The organism is uncultured Polaribacter sp. (assembly GCF_947501385.1).
Lineage (GTDB): Bacteria > Bacteroidota > Bacteroidia > Flavobacteriales > Flavobacteriaceae > Polaribacter.
The window spans coordinates 225,531-247,915 of sequence record NZ_CANMVP010000002.1; the positions used below are offsets into that span (position 1 = coordinate 225,531).

General features: G+C 31.4%; 20 protein-coding genes. 11 read left to right on the forward strand and 9 right to left on the reverse strand.

All coding sequences use genetic code 11. From position 1 onward, the window contains the following. The first annotated feature begins 14 nt into the window (after positions 1-14). On the forward strand, positions 15-719 hold the full coding sequence (locus Q0998_RS02530; RefSeq protein WP_366943590.1) for an ABC transporter ATP-binding protein: 705 nt from the start codon (positions 15-17) through the stop codon (positions 717-719). Between the two features lie 68 nt (positions 720-787). Continuing rightward, a complete protein-coding gene (locus Q0998_RS02535; protein WP_299665796.1) occupies positions 788-1,843 on the forward strand; it encodes a M28 family metallopeptidase in 1,056 nt (351 codons plus the stop codon). A gap of 372 nt (positions 1,844-2,215) precedes the next feature. Here Q0998_RS02535 and msrA read toward each other — a convergent pair whose 3' ends face one another. Next, entirely contained in the window at positions 2,216-2,869 is a 654-nt protein-coding gene (msrA, locus tag Q0998_RS02540) for a peptide-methionine (S)-S-oxide reductase MsrA (protein WP_299665799.1), read from the reverse strand. Positions 2,870-3,182: 313 nt separating this feature from the next. Here msrA and dnaX point away from each other — a divergent pair, with 313 nt between their 5' ends. After that, a complete protein-coding gene (gene dnaX, locus Q0998_RS02545; protein WP_299665802.1) occupies positions 3,183-4,883 on the forward strand; it encodes a DNA polymerase III subunit gamma/tau in 1,701 nt (566 codons plus the stop codon). Between the two features lie 52 nt (positions 4,884-4,935). On the opposite strand, the gene Q0998_RS02550 is transcribed toward dnaX, so the two are convergent. Then, entirely contained in the window at positions 4,936-6,786 is a 1,851-nt protein-coding gene (locus Q0998_RS02550; protein ID WP_299665805.1) for a sodium:proton antiporter, read from the reverse strand. Positions 6,787-6,913: 127 nt separating this feature from the next. Here Q0998_RS02550 and Q0998_RS02555 point away from each other — a divergent pair, with 127 nt between their 5' ends. The 5 genes from Q0998_RS02555 to Q0998_RS02575 all read left to right on the forward strand — a co-directional run bounded on the left by Q0998_RS02555 (position 6,914) and on the right by Q0998_RS02575 (position 11,539). Continuing rightward, a complete protein-coding gene (locus tag Q0998_RS02555) occupies positions 6,914-7,747 on the forward strand; it encodes a universal stress protein (RefSeq protein WP_299665808.1) in 834 nt (277 codons plus the stop codon). Then, positions 7,748-9,946 (forward strand): SulP family inorganic anion transporter, encoded by a 2,199-nt coding sequence (locus tag Q0998_RS02560; RefSeq protein ID WP_299665811.1) that lies wholly within the window; start codon positions 7,748-7,750, stop codon positions 9,944-9,946. Further along, complete coding sequence (locus tag Q0998_RS02565) at positions 9,940-10,521, forward strand: tRNA-(ms[2]io[6]A)-hydroxylase (protein WP_299665813.1); 582 nt, start codon at positions 9,940-9,942, stop codon at positions 10,519-10,521. The genes Q0998_RS02560 and Q0998_RS02565 overlap by 7 nt, the downstream gene beginning before the upstream one ends. An 87-nt stretch (positions 10,522-10,608) precedes the next feature. Then, the gene (locus Q0998_RS02570) at positions 10,609-11,043 is read left to right on the forward strand and encodes a DUF4268 domain-containing protein (protein WP_299665816.1); all 435 of its coding nucleotides are present in this window, start codon (positions 10,609-10,611) and stop codon (positions 11,041-11,043) included. Positions 11,044-11,056: 13 nt separating this feature from the next. Then, positions 11,057-11,539, forward strand: coding sequence for a CAP domain-containing protein (locus tag Q0998_RS02575; protein WP_299665819.1), 483 nt, complete (start codon positions 11,057-11,059; stop codon positions 11,537-11,539). A 28-nt stretch (positions 11,540-11,567) separates the two neighbouring features. Here Q0998_RS02575 and Q0998_RS02580 read toward each other — a convergent pair whose 3' ends face one another. Continuing rightward, positions 11,568-11,906 (reverse strand): DUF4870 domain-containing protein, encoded by a 339-nt coding sequence (locus Q0998_RS02580; RefSeq protein ID WP_299665822.1) that lies wholly within the window; start codon positions 11,904-11,906, stop codon positions 11,568-11,570. A gap of 175 nt (positions 11,907-12,081) precedes the next feature. Between Q0998_RS02580 and Q0998_RS02585 the strand changes: the two genes are divergently transcribed. The 3 genes from Q0998_RS02585 (at position 12,082) to mnmE (ending at position 14,989) form a co-directional block, all read left to right on the forward strand. Then, complete coding sequence (locus Q0998_RS02585; protein WP_299665826.1) at positions 12,082-12,582, forward strand: DNA starvation/stationary phase protection protein; 501 nt, start codon at positions 12,082-12,084, stop codon at positions 12,580-12,582. A 46-nt stretch (positions 12,583-12,628) separates the two neighbouring features. Beyond that, the gene (locus Q0998_RS02590; protein WP_299665829.1) at positions 12,629-13,510 is read left to right on the forward strand and encodes a mechanosensitive ion channel family protein; all 882 of its coding nucleotides are present in this window, start codon (positions 12,629-12,631) and stop codon (positions 13,508-13,510) included. An 84-nt stretch (positions 13,511-13,594) separates the two neighbouring features. Continuing rightward, entirely contained in the window at positions 13,595-14,989 is a 1,395-nt protein-coding gene (gene mnmE / locus Q0998_RS02595) for a tRNA uridine-5-carboxymethylaminomethyl(34) synthesis GTPase MnmE (protein WP_299665832.1), read from the forward strand. 84 nt (positions 14,990-15,073) lie between these two features. Here mnmE and Q0998_RS02600 read toward each other — a convergent pair whose 3' ends face one another. From Q0998_RS02600 to Q0998_RS02625, 6 genes are all read right to left on the reverse strand, one after another. Then, the gene (locus Q0998_RS02600) at positions 15,074-15,478 is read right to left on the reverse strand and encodes a MerC domain-containing protein (protein ID WP_299665834.1); all 405 of its coding nucleotides are present in this window, start codon (positions 15,476-15,478) and stop codon (positions 15,074-15,076) included. Positions 15,479-15,566: 88 nt separating this feature from the next. Continuing rightward, positions 15,567-16,913, reverse strand: a complete 1,347-nt coding sequence (locus tag Q0998_RS02605) for a DUF3526 domain-containing protein (protein ID WP_299665837.1) — start codon at positions 16,911-16,913, stop codon at positions 15,567-15,569. 2 nt (positions 16,914-16,915) lie between these two features. Beyond that, positions 16,916-18,364: a DUF3526 domain-containing protein gene (locus Q0998_RS02610; RefSeq protein ID WP_299665840.1), complete on the reverse strand. Its 1,449-nt coding sequence runs from the start codon at positions 18,362-18,364 to the stop codon at positions 16,916-16,918. A 4-nt stretch (positions 18,365-18,368) separates the two neighbouring features. Then, positions 18,369-20,879 (reverse strand): TonB-dependent receptor, encoded by a 2,511-nt coding sequence (locus Q0998_RS02615; protein WP_299665843.1) that lies wholly within the window; start codon positions 20,877-20,879, stop codon positions 18,369-18,371. Positions 20,880-20,904: 25 nt separating this feature from the next. Beyond that, entirely contained in the window at positions 20,905-21,597 is a 693-nt protein-coding gene (locus tag Q0998_RS02620) for an ABC transporter ATP-binding protein (RefSeq protein ID WP_299665846.1), read from the reverse strand. A 171-nt stretch (positions 21,598-21,768) separates the two neighbouring features. Beyond that, positions 21,769-22,101, reverse strand: a complete 333-nt coding sequence (locus Q0998_RS02625; protein WP_299665849.1) for a hypothetical protein — start codon at positions 22,099-22,101, stop codon at positions 21,769-21,771. Between the last annotated feature and the right edge of the window lie 284 nt (positions 22,102-22,385).

A 22,385-nucleotide genomic window follows, 5' to 3' on the forward strand; every position in this document is an offset into this window, starting at 1 on the left:
TTGTTCTTTCTAACATAAACCTATCCATAGAAAAAGGAAAACTAATTTGTGTTTTAGGTAAAAATGGTATCGGAAAATCGACGCTGTTAAGAACCCTTTCTAAAGTGCAAAAACCAATTGCTGGCAGCATTCATTTTGATGGTAAAAATCTTGATGCTTATTCAGAAAATGAACTTTCTAAAAAACTAAGCTTGGTGTTAACAGAACGTTTGCCAGAAAGTCAATTAACCGTTTTTGAATTGATTGCACTAGGAAGACAACCCTACACAAATTGGATTGATAAACTTGCCGAAGAAGATCTTCAAAAAATACATCTAGCGATTGAACAAACAGCAATCGCCCATTTAAAAAACAATCGTTTTTATGAGTTGAGTGACGGCCAATTGCAACGTGTTTTAATTGCAAGAGCTTTGGCACAAGATACAGCAGTAATTATTTTAGACGAACCCACGGCGCATTTAGACATGCATCAGACCATAAATATCTTTTCTTTACTTCAAAAATTAGTAAAAGAAACCGATAAAACCATTATTATTTCTTCTCATGAAGTAAATTTGGCATTGCAACTTGCAGATGAAATTATTTTACTCACAGAAAATAAGGTGCAATTTGGTACTACAGAAGCCTTAATTTCTAAGAATGCTTTTGAAAATCTATTCCCTAACAATTTGTTAAAATTTAACAAATCCTTACAACAATTTGTGATTCACAAAAACTAATTTTGAATTCCCTGTAACTTTTTGTTACTTTTGAATACTTATCAATAAACAAAATACTTTTTTAATCGATGAAAAAAATACTTTATGTTGCTAGTGCAGTCGCTTTTATGGCCTGTGGTTCTAGTAAAAACGCATCTAATGATGATGCAAACGTAGATCAGGCTGCAAAATATGCTGCAACAATTACTGCAAAAGATTTAGGCGCTCATTTATTTACCTACGCTTCAGATGAATTTGAAGGAAGAAATACTGGTGAACCAGGTCAAAAAATGGCTGTGGAATACATCAAAAACTTCTATGTTTCTGAAGGAATTGTTTCTCCACTAGGTGGCGATGATTATTTTCAAGAAGTTCCTGCAGAATTTCTAAATAAAAGAAAAAGAAGAACGCCTTTAAAAGCCTCTGAAAATGTAGTTGCTTTTATCAAAGGAACTGAAAAACCAGATGAAATTGTGGTAATTTCTGCACATTTAGACCATGAAGGTATTAAAAATGGCGAAATTTATAACGGAGCAGACGATGATGGTTCGGGTACCGTTGCGATGTTAGAAATAGCGCAAGCGTTTCAAATGGCAGCAAAAGCAGGAAAAGGACCAAAACGTTCGATCTTGTTTTTACATGTTACTGGTGAAGAAAAAGGGTTGTTAGGTTCTAAATATTACACAGATGAAGACCCTATATTTCCTTTGGCAAACACGGTTTGTGATTTGAATATCGACATGGTGGGTAGAATTGACGACAGACACAAAGCAGATCCGAATTATGTCTATTTAATTGGTTCAGACAAGTTGAGTACAGAATTGCACAACATCTCTGAAGCAGTAAATACAAAATACATGAACATTAATTTAGATTATAAATACAACGATGAGAACGATCCAAATAGATTCTATTACAGATCAGATCATTACAATTTTGCAAAAAACAATGTGCCAATTATTTTCTATTTTAATGGTACACATGCAGATTACCACAAACCTTCAGATACTCCAGACAAAATTAACTATGAGTTGTTAGAAAACAGAACACGTTTGGTTTTTCATACCGCTTGGGAAGTTGCCAATATGGAGGCAAGAATTATTGCTGACAAAGCAGAAATAAAGAAAGAAGAAACCGGTAAATAATTTTTTCTTTTTAGAAATATTGAAAACCTCACTCCCGAAATTTTGGAATCGTGAGGTTTTTTTTGTTTTAAAAATAGGTATTTATACGTGTTTGCATTCTCCTAAAAAAATTTAGCTTAGCTAACTACTGATAAAAATCTTTAAAACGGAATTATACTATTGTTAACTTTAAGTATAATTAATTCCCAAAATAAACAATGAGTCATTTAATATGGGTTTTGTTGCTTAGCCTAAAGCTTTTACCTAAGTCTGCCATTTTTTTTATTTAACTTTAAAATAAAAATTTTGGTTAAGTGATTAATTGGAAGCTTATAGCTTTTAATTCCATTACTAAACATAGCTGAAAAGTTAGCGAAATCATAAAAGTATACTTTAATGATTCCCTTTCTTCAATAACTCTGGAAACTTCTCTTTAAATCGATTTAATCTTGGTACCGAAACTGCTTTTACATAGCCTTGGTTCGGATTTCTACGTTCAAAATCTTGGTGGTATTCTTCCGCTTTGTAAAACTTTTTTAATGCAGCAACTTCGGTGGCTATTTTTCCGTCATAAATTTCTGTATTCAGTTTTTTAAGAGCGGCTTGTATTGTTTTTTGTTCTGCTGCTGTTTTATAAAAAGCAATAGATCTGTATTGAGAACCATAATCTGGATGTTGCCCATTTACGGTTGTTGGGTCATGAGAGCCAAAAAATACAGTCACTAAAGTTTCAAAAGATACTTTCTCAGGATTGTAATACACCGCCACTGCTTCTGCATGTCCTGTTTGTCCTGTTCCTATTTTTTCATAGGTTGGGTTTAAAGTATTTCCGCCAGCATATCCAGAAACGGCTTCTTCTACGCCATGTACGCTTTCAAAAATGGCTTCTACACACCAAAAACAGCCGCTTGCAAAATAGGCTACTTTTGTATCTGCTTGCGGCACATAGATGGCAGATTCGGTTTGCTGTTTCTTGCCTGAAACACCAAAACAAGAGAATAATAGCATAGAAAAACTAAGCAATGCAACAGAGGTTATAATTTTCATAAATATTTTATCATTTTAATATTAAAAATTGCACCAAGTATCTGATAATGAACGCGAGGTGCAATTTTCTGAACTTCTAATTCGAAACTAACTACTCGAACTATCTATTCAGTCGTAAAATTACGTATCTTTTTACAGTTGTTTACAACTTTAGCATTTTGTTAAGAAACCTTTTTGTGTAGAAGGCTTTAGATGGCTATTTTTGTTCAACAATTATTAAAATAATGAATGGCTCTTTGAGTACCTAGAAATCGAATTTAATTTTGATGGAAAAACTCGAACAGACATCCTAATATTCAACTTGATTCACTAAATGGAGCATTTTATAGTATCAGCGCGTAAATACCGTCCTAAAAATTTTGAGGATGTTGTAGGGCAAAAAGCCATTACAAATACGTTAGAGAGTGCTATAAAAAACAATCATTTAGCACAAGCATTGTTATTTACAGGCCCACGTGGTGTTGGTAAAACTTCTTGTGCTCGAATCTTAGCGAAGAAAATTAACCAACAAGATGCAGCAAATGCAGAAGAAGAAGATTTTGCTTTTAATATTTTTGAGCTAGATGCCGCTTCTAACAATTCTGTAGATGACATTCGAAGTTTAACAGACCAAGTTCGGATTCCGCCACAAACAGGAAAATACAAAGTTTATATTATTGATGAAGTGCACATGCTGTCTCAGGCGGCCTTTAATGCATTTTTAAAAACGTTGGAAGAACCACCTGCACATGCTATTTTTATTTTAGCAACTACAGAGAAACATAAAATTATTCCTACGATTTTGTCGCGTTGTCAGATTTTCGATTTTAAAAGAATTGGTGTTTTAGATGCTAAAAATTATCTAAAAACCATCTGTGAGAAAGAAAATATTACGGCAGAAGATGATGCTTTGCACATTATTGCCCAAAAAGCAGATGGTGCCATGCGAGATGCATTGTCCATTTTTGATAGAGTGGTTAGTTTTTCTGGAAAAAACTTAACCAGAGATGCTGTTACCGAAAATTTAAACGTATTAGATTACGACACCTATTTTGGAATGACAGATTTGTTGTTAGCCAATAAAATTCCTGAAGTTTTAAATGCGTTTAACGTCGTTTTAGCAAAAGGATTTGAAGGGCATCATTTTATAAACGGTTTGGCGAGTCATTTTAGAGATTTACTAGTTGCAAAAGACAAAGCCACTTTAGAACTGTTAGAAGTTGGCGACAATGCCAAAAAGAAATACCTAACGCAAGCCACCAAGGCAAGCATTCCTTTTTTAATGCAAGCTATTGGCAAAGCAAATGACTGCGATTTGAATTATAGAGCTAGTAAAAACCAACGTTTGTTGGTAGAATTAAGCTTAATGCAGATTGCCTCTATCACTTTTGATGGAGAAAAAAAAAAACCAGCTAACTACATAATTCCGGCTACCTTTTTTCAAGCACTTTCTCCTGCAAAAAAACAGGTTATAAAACCGGTTGAAAAGAAGATTGAAACGGTAAAAATCAGCCAAATTGTTGAACCACCAAAACCAGCAGCTGCAAAGCCTGTATTAAAAAATAGAGGGCGCTCTAATAATCAACCCAGTAAATTTTCTTTAAAAGGATTCAATCAACAAAATAATAAAAAGAAAGTAGTTGTAGAAGAAAATTTTGACAATCATCCAAAAGCTGATTTTACAGAGAAAAAACTACAGTCTTTATGGAAAGAGTACACAGCACAACTGAATAAAAAAGGGGAAAGAAGTATGGCTTCTATTGTAGGAACAGACATTCCTAAATTGGAAGCAGGCTTTAAAATTTCATTTACGGTTCCCAACAAATTAATGCAAGACCAGTTTAAAAAAGGACGCCCTAAATTATTGAATTTCCTACGAGAAAAACTAAATAATTTCGGGATTGTTATCTCGGTAAACCTAAATGAAACTGTAGAGAAAAAGTTTGCTTATACACCACAAGAAAAATTCAACAAGCTGAAAGAGAAAAATCCGTTGTTAGAAAAACTACGTCAAACCTTTGAGCTAGATTTCTAGCATTTATTTGAATGTGGTAGAGTTTCGAGAAATTCTTTTCGATCAAGATTTCTTATTCCTCTTGACTTTGCACACTTTGTTTATTCTCCTCTAAAGGCTTTCCCAAATAGACTAGCGTACAGTCTTCTTTAGATTCCTCTAATTTTTCAAATTCAGGAATTAAATAAATTTCTTCGCCTTTTCTTACAAATAATGGCACAGATCTAGATTCTCTAAAAAGTTTAGAAAGCATTGCTTCATAAGCATCTTGTGTTTCGATCGCTACTTCGTAAATTTTTGGATTGTCTCTAAAGGCTTCACTGATATTAATATAGTCGTCTTTAGGTGTTAAAAATTCAGTTCTACTATGCATCGCTTTATTTCTAATTTCTTTAGAAGTTGCCAGCCTATAAGAACCGTGTTCACCAAGAGCTTCTGAGAAGTTGCTAATTGTATATTGATTTACAGCCTCACTCCCAGTCATTGCAATTAAGTAGCCTACATCATTCAACTCAATATTATCTGTTAAATCTTCGTCATAGACATTAATTGTATAGGCTTCTAAATCCATATTTTTCGCTTCTTGAATAAAATTCTTATTCGAGTCTATTAAAACAACTCTCTTATTGTTTTCTGTTAAATAATGTGCAATTAATCTTGCAGGACTGGATGCACCCACAATTAAAATGGCGTTCGAACTTTTTAGAAAAACTCCTACCATTTTCGCAAACAATCTTGCTGTAGTTGCATTTAGCAAAACAGTTCCTAAAACAATCATAAATACCAAAGGCGTAATGTATTCTGCGCCTTCTACTCCTTCTTTTAATAATTTACTACCAAATAATGAAGCAATACCTGCGGCCACAATACCTCTTGGCCCTACCCAACTTATAAATAATTTTTCGTTGAATTTTAATTTCGAATTAAATGTACTTGCAAAAACGGCTAAAGGTCGAATCACAAAGACTACAATAGCAAATAAAATGGCTGTTTTCCAAGTATAGAGCAGCATTAAATCTTCTATATTGATGTTTGCAGCTAATAAAATAAAGAGGATAGAAATTAATAATACACTTAAAGATTCTTTAAAATAGAGTAATTCTTTAAGGTTTTTTAATTTTCCGTTTCCTAGCACCATTCCCATAACTACAACGGCTAAAAGACCAGACTCGTGCGCAAAAACTTCCGATTCTACAAAGACCAATAATACTGTAGAAAGTGACACTACGTTCAGTAAATAATGCGGAATTAATTTTCTATTGATCGCAAAAGCCAAGGCATGTGCAAAGGTAAAGCCGAATGAAGTTCCGAATAAAACAATCTTACCAAACTCCATCAAAGCTGTTTTGGTAAAACCACCACCACCACCAACACTAATAAACTCGAAAACCAATACGGCAACCAAAGCTCCTATAGGATCTATTAAGATGCCTTCCCATTTTAAAACGGTAGAAACATCTTTCTTTAGTGGAATGTTTCTTAATATTGGTGTAATTACCGTAGGACCTGTAACAATAATTAAACCTGCAAAAAGAAAAGAAATTTCCCAACCTAAATCAAAAATATAGTGTGCAAGAATTCCAGATCCAAAGAACGTGATAGCAGAACCCAATGTAATTAGTTTGGTAATTACAGGCCCTACATTTTTAATCTCGCTTCTTTTTAGCGTTAAGCCCCCTTCAAAAAGAATAATACTAATGGCCAAAGAAACAAAATAGTACAAACCATCTCCAGGAAATAATCCTTTTTCGCCATTCCAAATGGGCTCAATCCACTTGCTCCCATCTTCACTTAAATAGGCCGCAGCGATTGGGCCCACCAATAAACCAATTAGAATTAAAGGTAAAATTGCGGGGATTTTAAACTTCCACGCAACCCATTGTGCTAATATTCCTAAAATGATAATTCCTGCTAATTCTAACATATTTCTCTATATCCTTTGAATCAGTAAATTTAAAGATAATTAGACGCCATAAAAATAAAAACGATAGTTTTTTTCTTTCTTATAAACTTCCCTATCTTGTGCCGACTCATAAAATTCAATCTCTTTTTTGAAAAAAATTTATAAAATTTTAATTGGTATTGCGTTTTCGCCAAATTTAAAACCCAATTTATTTGAAGCCATTAGAATTGCCAACATGTTTAATGCGGAATTAGTAGGTGTTCATGTAGGTGAAAAGTCTACTAAAAAAGAAACTGCGTTAGATACAATTTTAAAGGAAGCTGAACCCTTAAATAAACCACTAAAAACAATTTGGCAACTAGGAAAACCTGTAGATGTAATTCTTGAAACTTGTAAAGCAGAAAGTATTGATTTACTAATTCTAGGAGCCCTGCAAAAAGAGAATTTATTAAAATATTATGTAGGTTCTATTGCCAGAAAAATTACAAGAAAGGCGCCTTGCTCTACATTGTTACTTATTAAACCATCTGTTAAAAGGAGACCCTGTAAACACATTGTTGTGAATGGTTTAAAGGATAAAAAAACGAAAGAAACCATCAATACTTCTTTTCTGTTTGCATCCAATTTAAACTGCAAAAAAATTACCATTGTAGAAGAAATTAGTCAAGAAGAATTGCATGTAAATGTTCATGACGATAAAAGTTTAAGAAAGGCAACCATCATCAAAGAAAAATTAAAAATAAGAGAAGAGCAACGTGTAAAAACCATTTTAAAAGATATTAATTGTGCTGATATTTCTGTGATAACTCAAAGTATTTTCGGAAAAAGAGGCTACTCTATTGGGCATTATGCAAAAGTAAAAAGAGCCGATTTATTGGTGATGAATGCACCAAGTAAACTGGGTATTTTAGATAGAATATTTCCTCATGATATAGAGTATATACTATCTGAACTACCCACAGATGTTTTAATTGTAAAGTAAATGACCCAAAAAAATACCCTCAAAACATTTCTTAGCGAAATTCCAAAAAATATTTTTTCTGGTTTTGTCGTTTCGCTAATCGCACTTCCTTTAGGATTAGGACTGGCTTTAGCATCTGGTGCACCTCCTATTTCTGGAATTATTGCTGCAATCGTTGGCGGAATCGTAGTTTCTATTATTGGGGGCTCTCATGTAACCATTACAGGTCCTGGAAATGGCTTGGTGGTGGTGATTCTTTCTGCAATTACTATTTTAGGGAACGGAGACATGTATCAAGGGTATTTATTTACACTTGCTGCGATTGTAATTTCTGGAATTCTATTGGTAATTCTCGGTTTTTTAAGAATGGGATCTTTAGGAGATTTCTTTCCTTCTTCTGCAATTCAAGGAATGTTAGCAGCCATTGGTATTGGCATTTTCGCCAAACAAATTCATGTAATGTTAGGGAATTTGAATGCTGAAGGAAGCATTATAGACTTGTTATTGCAAGTGCCAGAAGGAATTGTAAACTTTATAAAAACTCCAGATAACAGCGCGTTTTATGCAGGTGTGATAGGAATTATTAGTTTGCTAATTATGGTTTTTTACAGTAAAATTAGAAACAGATACTTTCAATTGATTCCTGCACCTATGTGGATTGTTGTTTTAAGTGTGGGAATGTTCTATTATTTTGACCTATTTTCTACAACAACTTATCCCATAGCTAAAGAGCAGCTTATTAATTTACCGAATGATATTTTGGCAAGTTTTGCTTTTCCCGATTTTGGAAAAATATATCAAGCAGAATTTATAGGTGCTGTGATTTCCATTACTTTAATTGCAAGTATAGAAAGTTTACTAAGCATTAAAGCTGTAGACAAATTAGATCCTTTAAAGAGACGTTCTAACGTCAATAAAGACATTCGCGCTTTGGGATTGGCAACAATTATCAGTGGTTTTTTAGGAGGTTTAAATGTAGTTACTGTAATTGCTAGAAGTTCTGTAAATGTAAATAATAAAGGAAATAATAGATCTGCAAACTTTTTTCATGCGCTGTTTTTAGTCGCTTTTATTCTTCTTTTTGCAACAGAGTTACGCAAGATTCCACTTTCTGCTTTGGCAGCTATTTTAGTCTTTACGGGTTACAAATTAGCGTCTCCTGAGAACTTAAAAAAGGTATTAAACATTGGTTCAGAGCAGTTGATTATATTTCTAGTAACACTTTTAGTAACCATAGCTACAAGTCTGATTACTGGAATCTTAATTGGAATCATTGTCACATTCGCAATTCATGTTATTATCAATAAAAACATTTTATTATTTGTAAAAAATGTTATAAAACCAAATGTTTTAATGTTTAGGGAAGATGGAAAATATTATGTGAGTGTTAAGAACTTTTCGTCCTTTTTAAACTATACGAAGTTAAAATCTAAATTAAATCAAATACCAGAAACAGCAGAAGCAATTGTAGATTTTTCGCTCTGTGATTTTGTAGATCATTCTGTGATGGAAAACATGAATAACTACGCAGAGACTTTTGAAAGAAATGGTGGGCATTTTGAAGTGATTGGTTTAGATGATTCTAAATCTGGTAGCGAACATCCTTTTGCACTTCGTAAAATATTACCAAAACAAATCATACCCTTAGAAGGTATTTTAACAAAAAGACAAAAATCGATTCAAAAAGTTAGCGAAGAAATCCATTATTCCTATGATGCTTTTTCTGATTTAGAAATGGAAGAGTTGCCAAATTTTGGGTATTTTAAAACCAGAAAAATTGACAAAGTATCGAACGTACTTTCAAACGAAGCTTGTACCATTTTTGATGTACAATTCTCTGAGGGAGCCATGATAGCGAAACAGGTTATCAAAGCCACCATGTTGCACATACATACAGAAGCTCAAATGCCTAAGTTTACATTAGACAGAGAAGGTGTTTTTGAGTATATTTTACATTTTACAGGCTATAAGGATATTGATATAGATGCGCACCCAGATTTTAGCAAACGTTTTTACTTATCTGGAAAAAGTGAAGAAAGAATTAGAGATTTTTTTACAGATGAACTAATTTTGTTCTTTGAAAGCAATAAGCAATATCATATCGAAGCTACCAACGTTGGCCTTTTAGTACTGAGCAACGAAAGATTGGCAAGCGTAAAAGAAATGAAAGCACTCGCCTATTTTGGTTCGAGTTTACAAAAAATTATAGAAAAATGTTAGGATTACAATTTGAAACAGCCACCTCTTGGGCAGATATTGCCAAAGTAAATTTAGAGCAAATACTTACAGACCATGCCTTTTTAGAGCAAAAAGCCGCTTCTAACGCGGTTTCTATCATTATAAATTATTCTGAAGAAACGGAGCTTGTTAAAGAAATGAGCAATATTGCCATTGAAGAAATGCAACATTTTAAAATGGTGCACTTGCTAATGGTAAAACGTGGAATGGTTTTAGGAAGAGAGCAAAAAAACGATTATGCCATAAGACTTCAAAAGTTTTTCAATAAAACAAAAGACAGAACCGATGCCTTAATTCAGCGGTTGTTAGTGGCTGCTTTAATTGAAGCAAGAAGTTGCGAACGTTTTAAAGTATTTTCTAAAAATATGGAAGATGAAGAATTGCAAAAATTCTATAAGAATTTAATGATTTCTGAAGCAGGCCACTACACTACTTTTTTACATTTTGCCAGAGCGTACCAAGACAGAGAAATAGTGGATAAAAAATGGAATGCACTGTTAGCTTTTGAGGCTGAAATGATGAAAGACCGTGGTACTATGGCAAAGATTCATGGGTAGTTGAATTTAAAATTTTGAATTCAAAGTTTAAAATTCGGAATTTTGAATCTTAAATCTTAAATCTTAAATCTTAAACTTATTTTAAAAATGTTTAGTAAAGACGAAGCTGCTAAATTACGTAAAGACTTTTGGACGAGCTTTGGGAAGTCTTTTCCTAGAAAATGGTTGCTGTACAACACCAAAATAAAAGGATTCTCTTTTAAGTTTGTGGCAGATAGAAAAAAAGCGATGGTTTGTTTAGATATCGAAAATCCTGATGAACTGGTGAACCTACTCTACTACGATCAAATGATATCTTTAAAGGTTTTGCTCGAGACAGAAATTCCGAAAGTTATTTTTAACGATGTTTTTGAATTAGAGAACGGAAAAAAGATTCATCGTATTTATGTTCCTTTTGAAGGAAAATTTAGCATTTATAATAAACATACTTGGCGAGACTGTTATGAGTTTTTTGTCGATACGATGCCAAAATTTGAGCTCTTTTTTTACGAATATGAAGATTTTATAAAACAAGCTATTTAATTACAAAATATCGATGAGAAAAATTTTAAAATATAGTGCAATATTAGCAGTCCTGTTATTAGGAATCTCTTGTTCTGAAACTTCAGAATCAACTAGCATGATAGATGAAACCATCAGTTCAGAATCAGCTGTAGAAAATGAAATTATAGAGTTATTAAATAAGTATAGAAGCAGTAAAAGTTTGTCAGAACTCAATAAGCTGGATGTGATAAAAACACAGACGGATATTCATACTGATTATATGATCGAAAAAATGGAAATTTCTCATGATGATTTTACAAACCGTGCAGATTACTTAAAAAAGAATACCAGCGCAAAACTGGTTGCCGAAAATGTAGCTGTTGGTTATTCAACACCAAAGGCTGTTGTTGATGGATGGATTAAAAGCGATGGTCATCGAAAGAACATTGAAGGTAATTTTACACATTTTCATGTGACTGCCAAGCAAAACTCAAATAACGTGTGGTATTACACTAATATCTTTATCAGTAAGTAGATTACGAATAGCTGATAAAATCATAAAATTATTTTAAGAACTGAATACTTAAGGGATAGTTTGGTGCTTCATCATTACTTGCTTTTATCGCATTTATAATCGGAAAAATTAAATAGAAAATACCGATTGCGATAAACCCTAAAATTCCTAAACCTAAGAATAAGATCAACGGAATACACAGTAAAAGATATATAAACATAGAGATTCTAAAATTAAGAATGGCTTTCCCGTGGACGTCCATTCCAAAAATTTCATCTTTTTTTGTCAACCATAAAACCAATGGAACTATAAATCCACCAATACCGGTTACAAAATCTAATAATTGACTTAAATGTGTAATTACTAAGAGCTGTTTGTCTTCTTTCATGTTTTCTAAAAATTTGGTTGTGTACGTATTAGACGCATTTTTTATCCTTTTGTTACGCTACTGATACCGTAAAAGGTTTTGTTCAACTCTGTTTGCGTCAATATAAAAATTAAATGAGCAAGATTACATTGCAATGCTACCCTACTTTTGTGCTCATACAAATTAAAACTAAATTATGAATTATTTAAATATAGGCAAAGAAAATATAGTCCCAATCGTTGCAGAATTAAATATACTGCTAGCAGATTATCATGTATACTATCAGAAATTAAGAAATTTCCATTGGAATATTTTAGGAGAAAACTTCTTTGATTTGCACAACAGATTTGAAGAAATGTATGATGACACGAAAATGAAGATTGACGAAATTGCTGAAAGAATTATTACATTAAGATATCATCCTGTAAGTAACCTATCTGATTATTTAGAAATTGCTAGAATCAAAGAATCTAGTCCGCTAATGTCTGATAAAGAAATGGTTAAAATAATTATTGGAGATCATAGAATTTTATTAGGGCAATTAAAAAAAGTAATTGACAGAGCAGACAAAGCAAAAGATGAAGGTACTATAGATTTAATGGGCGCTTATATTAGAGAATTAGAAAAATCTACTTGGATGTTAAATGCGTGGTCAAAAGATACAAGAGAACAGTTAGATAGTAGTTTTGTTAAATAATTAGTGATAAATTTGACAAAAATAAATTCACAAGTAAATAGCTTATATGAATAAAGTATTAGAAAAATTAGAAATTTGGAAAGATCTATTTATTAAAAACATCCCAAATCTTGCCATCGCTTTTGTCGTTTTATTAATCGCTTACTTTGCTTCGAGGGCAATGAACACGATAGTGAATAGAACGATTGGAAAGAAAATTAGTCAGAAATCTGTAAGAGATTTGGTCTCTAGATTTGCGTCTGCAGTGACCATTTTAATTGGTTTGTACTTGGCAATGACCGTTTTAAAATTCGATGATACTTTAAAAACAATTGTGGGTGCAGCAGGTGTTTCTGGTATTGTTATTGGTTTGGCATTACAAGGCACATTGTCTAACACTATTTCTGGTGTTGTGTTGTCTTTTAGAAAAAATTTAAACATTGGAAACTGGGTAGAAACCAACGGTTATTCTGGGGAAGTAATTGATATCAACCTCAACTATTTTGTGTTGAAAGAAGCAGACAACAATATGGTGGTGATTCCTAATAAAACCATTTTAGAAAGTCCGTTTAAAAACTATTCTCTAACTACAAAAATGAGGATTTCTATTACCTGCGGTGTTGAATATGGTGCAGATTTAGAAATGGTAGAAAAATTAACCACCGAAACTATTAGAAATAACTTTAACCAAGATGAAATTGGTAAAAATGTAGAATTTTATTATACAGAATTTGGAGACAGTTCTATCAATTTTTTATGTAGATTTTGGGTAGATTCTGAAAATGCTTTAGAAAAATTAAAAGCAAAAAGCAAAGCAATTATTGAAATTAAGAAAGCTTTTGATGCGGAAGATATCAATATTCCGTTCCCAATGAGAACTTTAGAGTTTACACCAAGTAATCAATTAAATATAAATACTATTTCGGAAGAAGCATCTTCTTCTTCTTAAAAGAAAAATTATATTTTTAAAGGCCCAATACAAATTGTATTGGGCTTTTTATTTTGCTGTTAAAATCTTATGTATTTTTGCAAGATGATACAAGAAGATACTATTATAGCACTCGCAACACCTTCTGGCGTTGGCGCAATTTCTGTCATTCGACTTTCGGGTGAAAATGCAATTGCAATTGTTGAAGCTAATTTTAGAGCTATCAAAAAGAGTAAGTCTTTAAAAACTCAAAAAACGCACACCATTCATTTAGGCCATATTATTAAAAACGATACAATTCTAGATGAAGTTTTAATCGCTGTTTTTAAAAACCCTACTTCTTATACGGGTGAAAATGTTGTTGAAATTTCTTGTCATGGCTCTCGATTCATTCAACAAGAAATCATTCAATTGTTTCTGAAAAAAGGGTGTAGAATGGCAGATAATGGTGAATTTACCATGCGTGCTTTTTTAAACGGTAAGATGGATCTATCTCAGGCGGAAGCTGTAGCAGATGTTATTGCCTCCAATTCTGCGGCAAGTCACCAGATGGCCATTCAGCAAATGCGTGGTGGTATTACCAATGAATTGAAAGAATTACGTGCACAACTCTTAGATTTTGCAGCTTTAATAGAGCTAGAACTCGATTTTTCTGGTGAAGATGTAGAATTTGCAGACAGAACAAAGTTTAAAAAATTGGTCACTAAAATTACCTTTGTCTTAAAACGATTGATAGATTCTTTTTCTTTTGGAAATGCGATGAAAAACGGAATTCCTGTAGCTATTATTGGCGAACCCAACGTTGGAAAATCTACCCTTTTAAATACGCTCTTAAACGAAGAAAAAGCCATTGTATCAGAAATTGCCGGAACTACTAGAGATGCTATTGAAGACGAAATTATTATAGACGGTGTTGCTTTTCGGTTTATAGATACCGCAGGAATTAGAGAAACAAAAGATATTGTAGAGAATATAGGCATTAAAAAAGCATACGAAAAGGCAGAAAATGCACAGTTGATAATCTTCCTCATAAATTCGGAAAAGTTCAAAATTAAAAGTTCTCAATTTAAAGTTGAGATTGAAACGATAAAAAAACGTTTTCCTAACAAACGTTTGCTTGTTATTGCAAATAAAATTGATACGCTTTCAAATGATGAAGTTTCTACTCTATCTTCAAAAATTGACAATCTAATTCCTTTATCCGCAAAAAACAAAACAGGCATCGAAGCATTAAAGAAAGAACTTACTTCTCTTGTTAATATTGGCGCATTAAGTAATAACGAAACCATTGTAACCAATTCGCGTCATTTTGAAGCTTTAAATAATGCACTACAAGCCATTACATCTGTTCAACAAGGCATTGATTTAGAAATTTCTACCGATTTGTTTTCGATTGATATTCGTGAGTGTTTGCGTCATCTGGGTAATATTACTGGAGAATACGACGTTGATAAAGATATACTTGGGCACATTTTTTCTAATTTTTGTATCGGGAAATAGATATGTTAACTTTTAGCTTCCTTTGATAGGACTTTGTTTGACATTAACAAAAAAAAGCATATTAAAAGAAAATAACTATTAGTATTAAATTTCCTTAACACAACATTTATCAACATTACATTTACAGTATTTTCTATTATAAAGATGTAAAATTACCAAAGCAAATGCTGGAAAATAGATGGCTATTTCTGGTATAGAAAATAATGCTAGTTTTTCGTTTACAATAATTATCGTCAATAAACACCAACTTAGCCACAAAGCGAATTGTATCCATTTAACTGTAGTTGATTTTGTGGACCAATAAATAGCATAAAAAGAAATAGTTAAGAAGAAAATATCTATAAAACCCCACCAATTAGCTGTTGTTTTACAACATGTAGCTAAACTTGTTTGCGCTACAAAAATAAAAGGAGTTGCAATACAATGAACCAAACATAGAGAACTTGCAAAAGTTCCTAAAATATCTGATTTCTGTTTTAAAATTATCATGCATTATTTTTTAAAACTTAATTACAAACCATACATCTATTTTGCATGGTTTGTAACTTAGTTGTTATTTAGTGATTTAAAATATACTTTATGTAAAATGTTTTTTGTTTTTAATAATACCGAAACCAACTAAAAGTAAGCTAATTAAAACCATATAAGATATACTTTTTGTTAAGTCAAAATTATTTTCATACTTATAAAATTCTGGTTTGTAATTTTTCCAGTTTATAGCATTTGCTGACTTCTTGTCAAAAATATCAGGATAAAATTGTAAACGTAAATCTTCGTGAAAATCGGTAGTTGCGTTTAAAAAATTGACCTGATGCGTTAAACTGGTATTTGCAATATCATTCATAGCCAATTGCATCTGCAATGGTGGAAAAAATTGAGCAATCTTTTTACTTAACGTTTCTCTTTTTTCTATCTTTAGATACATTGCATCACGTTCTTCTTTTGATTCATCATCGCCCATTTGTTGCATTGCATAATACCAAAGCCAAGAAAAACCTTTTTCTTGTAATTCATAATGAGAAAACTGCGGATAATGCGCATAAAACTTATCCATCGTTTCTTTTTTATCTGTATCCCATTTTTTATGATATTCATCTCTTTGCTTTATCGCCATTGTAAAAGCTTCTTCTACAGGATATTTATTAGTGATGAAATTACTTACCAAAACAGGCAATACAACCACTAAAACCAACCAACAACTTAACAAAACAATAGCATTTGTGTTAGATAATTTTCTTAATAACACTACAAAAAAGCAGATTGCAAACCAGAATAATACATACAAATAACTCATTGTTATAATCTGTAAAAAACCAGTATTAAAAGGAATATCTAAAATATTTTTAGCCAATAAAAATAAAAACCCTAAAATAATAAAGACAAAAAACACTCTTATAGATAGTTTTTTCAATAAGTATTTAAAAGAAGATTTACCTTGAATGGTAATCATTTTCCAAGTTCCTTTTTCTATTTCTTCGGATAAAATATTAAAATTTAAAGCGATTATAATCAGTGGAAAAAGAAAAATTATTAAAAAACTAATATCTAAATTCCCAACGTGCAAACGCATTGGGTTTACTAAATCTGTATCATATTTTTGTCCTTCAAGGTTTAAAATAGTTACATTTTGTATGTGAGAATTCAAATCGCTCTGCCCTATTGAAATTCCTGCTAAAGAATTCACCGGATTTATAAATGAGAATTTTAAATAATATAATAACAAACCTAAATCGTCTTTATGAAGACTGGTTTGCGTTTGTATGTGTTTTTCTTGCTGAACTTTGGTTTTAGCAATTACTTCCTGCTTTTGAGTCAGAAATTGTTTTCCTGTTCCAATACTTAAAACGCCTAAAATCATTAAGATTCCAAAAGTCAATAAAACCGTTTTAGATCTAAAAAATTGTTTGATTAATATAAAATACATAACTAAATAATTTTAAATCGATTAGAAAATTTGATCATAAATAATAGCGTAAAAAAAAACCATATTACAAGCGTTATAATTGCTGATATCTGTGTTTTTATAGTTTGAGAAACGGATATAAACTCGTAGTTAAATTTTGGTGCAGATTTCCAATAAGACTTATCAATTACATTAATTTTACCTTCGCTACTTGTTGCTTTATTACTGATAAATTTCATCTGCAATTCATTCATATATTGAGATTGTTTGTACCTGTACTCTTCTGTTTGTGACAAGAAATTTACATACGTATCAAAATCTGTCCCAGATAAACTCATAGATACATTTTTAATTGCCAAATAAGGATTCAGCAATACTAAACCATCACTAATACTATTTTGTTTTCTATATGTATCAATCAATTTATGATGTTGTTTGTTATAAATAATGGCAGATTGTTCTTCACCTTTACCCATTACAAACCCGCTATAATTTATGGGTAAATCTTTAACATCGGTAACATTGTTCGCTTTTAAAATAGAATCACGAAGACTATTAAAATATGGGTCGTTTGGATTATGACTGTCTCCTTGCTTAGAAATTTCGTCTTCAATTTCTGCTTTAAAAGCAATTTTTGAAAGATTAGGATACATAGAATTCCCAACAACTTGCGCCATTTTTGGGGTGATGATAAAAAATAACAACCAAACACCTAATAAGCTTAATAAAGCCTTGTTAGAATTCTGACTTTTACCAGATACAATTACAGTAATACAGCATAAAATCAGATAAAATAAGACATAACTTATAGTAATTAGTAAACATCTAATAGCAATAGCACTATTTAATATTTCGCCTTCTTCTAAAAAAGTAATACTCCATAAAGCAATAAAGGCAGGTAAAAAGAAAAGTGCCGAAACTAAAAATAAACCTAATGATTTTCCTAAAAGTATTTCTTTCACTTTTGCGCCTTGAATATGCATTATTTTTAAAGTACCATTTTCTTTTTCTGATGTGATGGATGCATATCCTAAGAAAAAGATGATTAGAGGTAAAATTAATTGCAACAACATTGTAATATTTAAATCACCAAAACGTACCAAACCAGTTGATAAACTTGCTTCAGAAAAATTAGCAGTATGTTGTTTATGCGCTTCTAAAAAAATAGCATTTCCTGTGTAACTTTCAATTCCAGAATCAAAAACACTTAACGGATGTTGTAATCTAAAAGTAAACGAGCCAAAATGTGCCATTCTATGTGGATGCTTATCAGGATTATCGTCCCAACTTTTTCTTGATTCATCTTGATGATGCTCTACAACGTGATGATGTTTTTCAAAAGCAACCCAGCTATTTACAGTTACATAACTCAACACTGCTAAAAAAATAAACAGTAGCATTAAAAGACCTTTATTGCTAAAGGTCTTTTTAATTTTTTTTTTTGCTATTAAAATAACAACTGCTTTTTTCATAAATTTAGAAATTATAAGTAGCGTTTAATAATACATTTCGTGGTGCACCAGGACCTAGTCTTGATGGATTTAAACCACCTAACCAATATGTATCATTAAACAAATTGTTTGCTTTAATTGTTAACTGAATGCCTGTATTATTTGGCTTATAATATATAGCTGCATCAAATATTGTATAGTCTGGTAATAGAACTCTATCAGTAGCATATGTAGGATTGTACCAAGTATATCTTTCGTCTACAAACTGAGCTCCAAAACCAATTCCAACACCTTTTAACGTTTCGTTCATAAAGTTATAACGTCCCCAAAAATTTGCATTATGCTTTGGAGACCCACCAATTCTTTCTCCTATAAATTCTGGAATAGCATCTTCTACAATTGTAGCATTTGTATAAGCATAAGAAGCTGTTAATTGTAAATTAGGTAAAACGTAACCAGAAATATCTGTTTCAAAACCTCTACTTCTCTGTTCTCCTCTTGTTGTTAAGTTATCTAAATCATACGTATCACCTAGTAAAATATTCTTTTGAGTGATATTAAAAATTGCGAAGTTGGCGAATATTTTTCCGTTTAAAAATTCTCCTTTTGCTCCTATTTCTGTTAAAGTACTTTCTAATGGATCAAACCTTGCTGGTGACGCAGACCAAAAGAAACCTTCTGCAGTTGGAGATAGTGAAACTGTATTTGTATGTGGCTGAAAACCTTCTAAATAAGTAGCATATCCACTAATATCTTTGGTGATTTCATAAGTTAATCCAATTCTTGGTACAAAAGCACTAGTTTTAAATTCTTGTTCATCACCTTTATAATTAAAAATATCTGTAAATGATTCAAATCTTAAGTTTAATAAAGCAGAAAATTTGCCTATTTTAAATTGATTTTGAATATAGAAACCACTTGAAGTATTTAAGTTTGCAGGAATTGATAATTCAGCTAAATTATAAGCATTTGTATTTCTTGCTCCGTTAAAAGGATTTGCTAAATTAAAATGAGGTACTGCAGGAACTGGCATTGTTACGCCATCTACAACCATTTGTTGAAAATTAGCTGCATTGGCTGGATTAAAATTAGACTGACCTCCACTTACTGTTAAATATCTTCTTGCACGTAAAAATCCTGCTCCAATTTTTCTTTCCCATCTTGTAGCATCATAACCAACCAATAATTTATTGGTAATATTATCCGTTTTAATATCATAATTAAAATATCCACTAAAATTATCTGTTTCCCAAAATTGCTGTCTTTCATCATATCTCATTCTTGCCAACGTTGGAATCACATTTCCGTCAATATCAACAGCAGAACCATCAAATCTATGTTCAGCCAAATCTTCATCCCAAGTTTGTTTCATAAACTGTGCATTAAAACCAAAATTTTCTGTAAATTTTTGGCTAAAATTCGCCATAAATATCAATTCGTTGGTTTTGTAATGATCACTTGATGCACCAACATTTCTTGTTATTGGTGTACTATTCAAATCAAATTCACCATTAATTGCTCCAAAAATTGGCTGACCTCTATCTAAATTTCCTTCAGCATTGTTATAAATCATTTCAACATTTAACGATGTTTTATCGTTTGGAACATAACTTAAAGATGGATTAATTAAAATAGCATTGTTATTTACAACATCTCTAAAAGAATCTGCATCTTGAAATGCTGCATTAAAACGATATAATATAGTTTTTTCTTCATTTAATGGTCCTGTAAAATCTGCTGTTGCTCTTAAAGTTCCAAAACTACCAGTTGTAAAACCTATTGAACTTCTTTTTTCTGCTAATGGTTTTTTAGTTACCATATTTACAGTTCCTCCAGGATCTGCACTCGAAAAAGTAACAGAAGATGGTCCTTTTATTACTTCAACTCTTTCTAAATGTGAAGTAATAGGTTGTAAAAAGTAATATTGACGCGTACGCATTCCGTTAATCATTTGTCCGTCATCTGCTTGAGTAATACCTCTAATATTGTAATGATTATACAAACCTGTAGCAGAAACACCACTCACTGTTTTTACAGCATCTACCAACTGAAAAGCCAAACGATCTTCCAATAATTCTTTGGTAACTGTTGCTACTGCTTGTGGCAATTCTTTGTTTTTAATCGCTATTTTTGAAGCTGAAAAAGAATAATCACTGTTGTAATCTTTTCTTATTCTTCCTACAACTTCTATAGATTGCAATAATTCCGAAGAATCTTTTAAAACAATGGTTCCTAAACTTATATTTTGATTGTCTACTATTGTAATTGATTTTGTAAAAGGTGTAAAACCAAGATATGTAATACGTATATTGTATGAACCAGATTCATTTACTTCGATACTAAAATTACCATCATTATCTGATGTTACTCCATTTTGTTTTTTAGTTTGATTTTTTAAAATAATATTTGCTCCTTCAATAGAAATATTATCTGAATCTGTAATTTTACCTGTAATTTTAGATTGGGAAAAACCTAATTGTATTGTCAATAAAAAAATTACCACTAATGTACTGTTAAAAGTCATTGTTACTTTCATTATTAATTTAGTTTACTTGTACTGATTAAATTGTTTTTATATATAAATCTTGTAATTCTTGTGCTGTAATCTTTTCGGTATTAGTAGTATGAATTAGAGTTCCTTCGTTCATAATTCCTATTCTTGAGCCAATATTTACAGCGTTAAAAATATCGTGTGTTGCCATAAAAATACCAACACCATTTGCTGCTAATTCTTTACACGTTTTTGCAAATTCTACAGATGCTTTTGGATCTAAACCAGAAGTAGGTTCATCCATTAAAATATAAGAGGCGTTTTTAGCCAAAGCCACAGCAATTCCTACCTTTTGACGCATTCCTTTAGAATAAGTTGACAGTTTTTTAGAATACGATTCTTCTTGTAAATTTGCCTGTTTTAGAAACTGGTTTAATTCTTCTTTTTTGTATGTAAAACCTGCTAATCTGCTAAAGAAATCTAAATTTTCTAAGCCTGATAAATTTCCATACAACTGCACCGTTTCAGGAATATAAGCGATGGAACTTCGATTAGATTTATTGTCTGTAACAGAAATACCATCTATCAAAGCTTCGCCAGAAGTTGGTGCTATTAAGCCTAAAAAAATATTAATCGTTGTGGTTTTACCTGCTCCGTTTTGTCCAAGAAGACAAAATATTTCACCAGGTTTTACTGAAAGACATAAGTCTTTGAGCGCCGATTTATCATCATAGCGCTTGCAAAGCATTTTTGCTTGTAGCATAATTAAAATTTAATATGTTAAGTTGTAATTGTTATTTTTTAGATAGTAGTAATTTATTTCTTATTGAAATAAATATGAATTCTAAAAAATGCAAAAAATAGTTAAACACATTATATAACTTCTTACAGCTAATATGTGTGTAAGTAATAAGTTAAGAAAATGTTTAAAATATTAAGCTATAAAGAAAGGTGGTGCTCTCGATTTCTTTAAATTAAAAATAACTGTAAAAAAGTTATTTTGTTTTTTAAAGATAGCTGGTATTATTAACTTAGGTGTTAATAATGTATAAGTAAAAGTTGGATCTTTAGAGATTTCTAAATCTAAATAAATATCACAAATAGAACAATCTTGAGATGTATCTGTTACTTTTTGGTATTCTGAAGAAATTGAGAAATCTTCATTATTATTAGAATTATGTTCTAAAGAATGGTCAAGAGCAATAATGTGCGTCATTAAAATGACCACAGAAAGCGATAGAGTTATTATTCTTTTTAAATAATTCACATTACAAATATAAATGAATATTTTTATCTTAAAAACAATCTATCAAAATATTATTAATAAATACAACTACTTTTAGTCATAATAATCAAACAAAAGAAAGAAAAAGACTACATCTTTACTCCACCCCAATACCTATAAACGCTTATTAAATATAGGAATATTACATACTGTATCGGGAAGTAGATTTATTTTCCTTTGGTCTATTTTTCAAGAATATTTGCATATAAAAACAAAACTATGTATCGCATAAAAAAACCTCAGAGAAAAGTCTCTCTGAGGAAAAA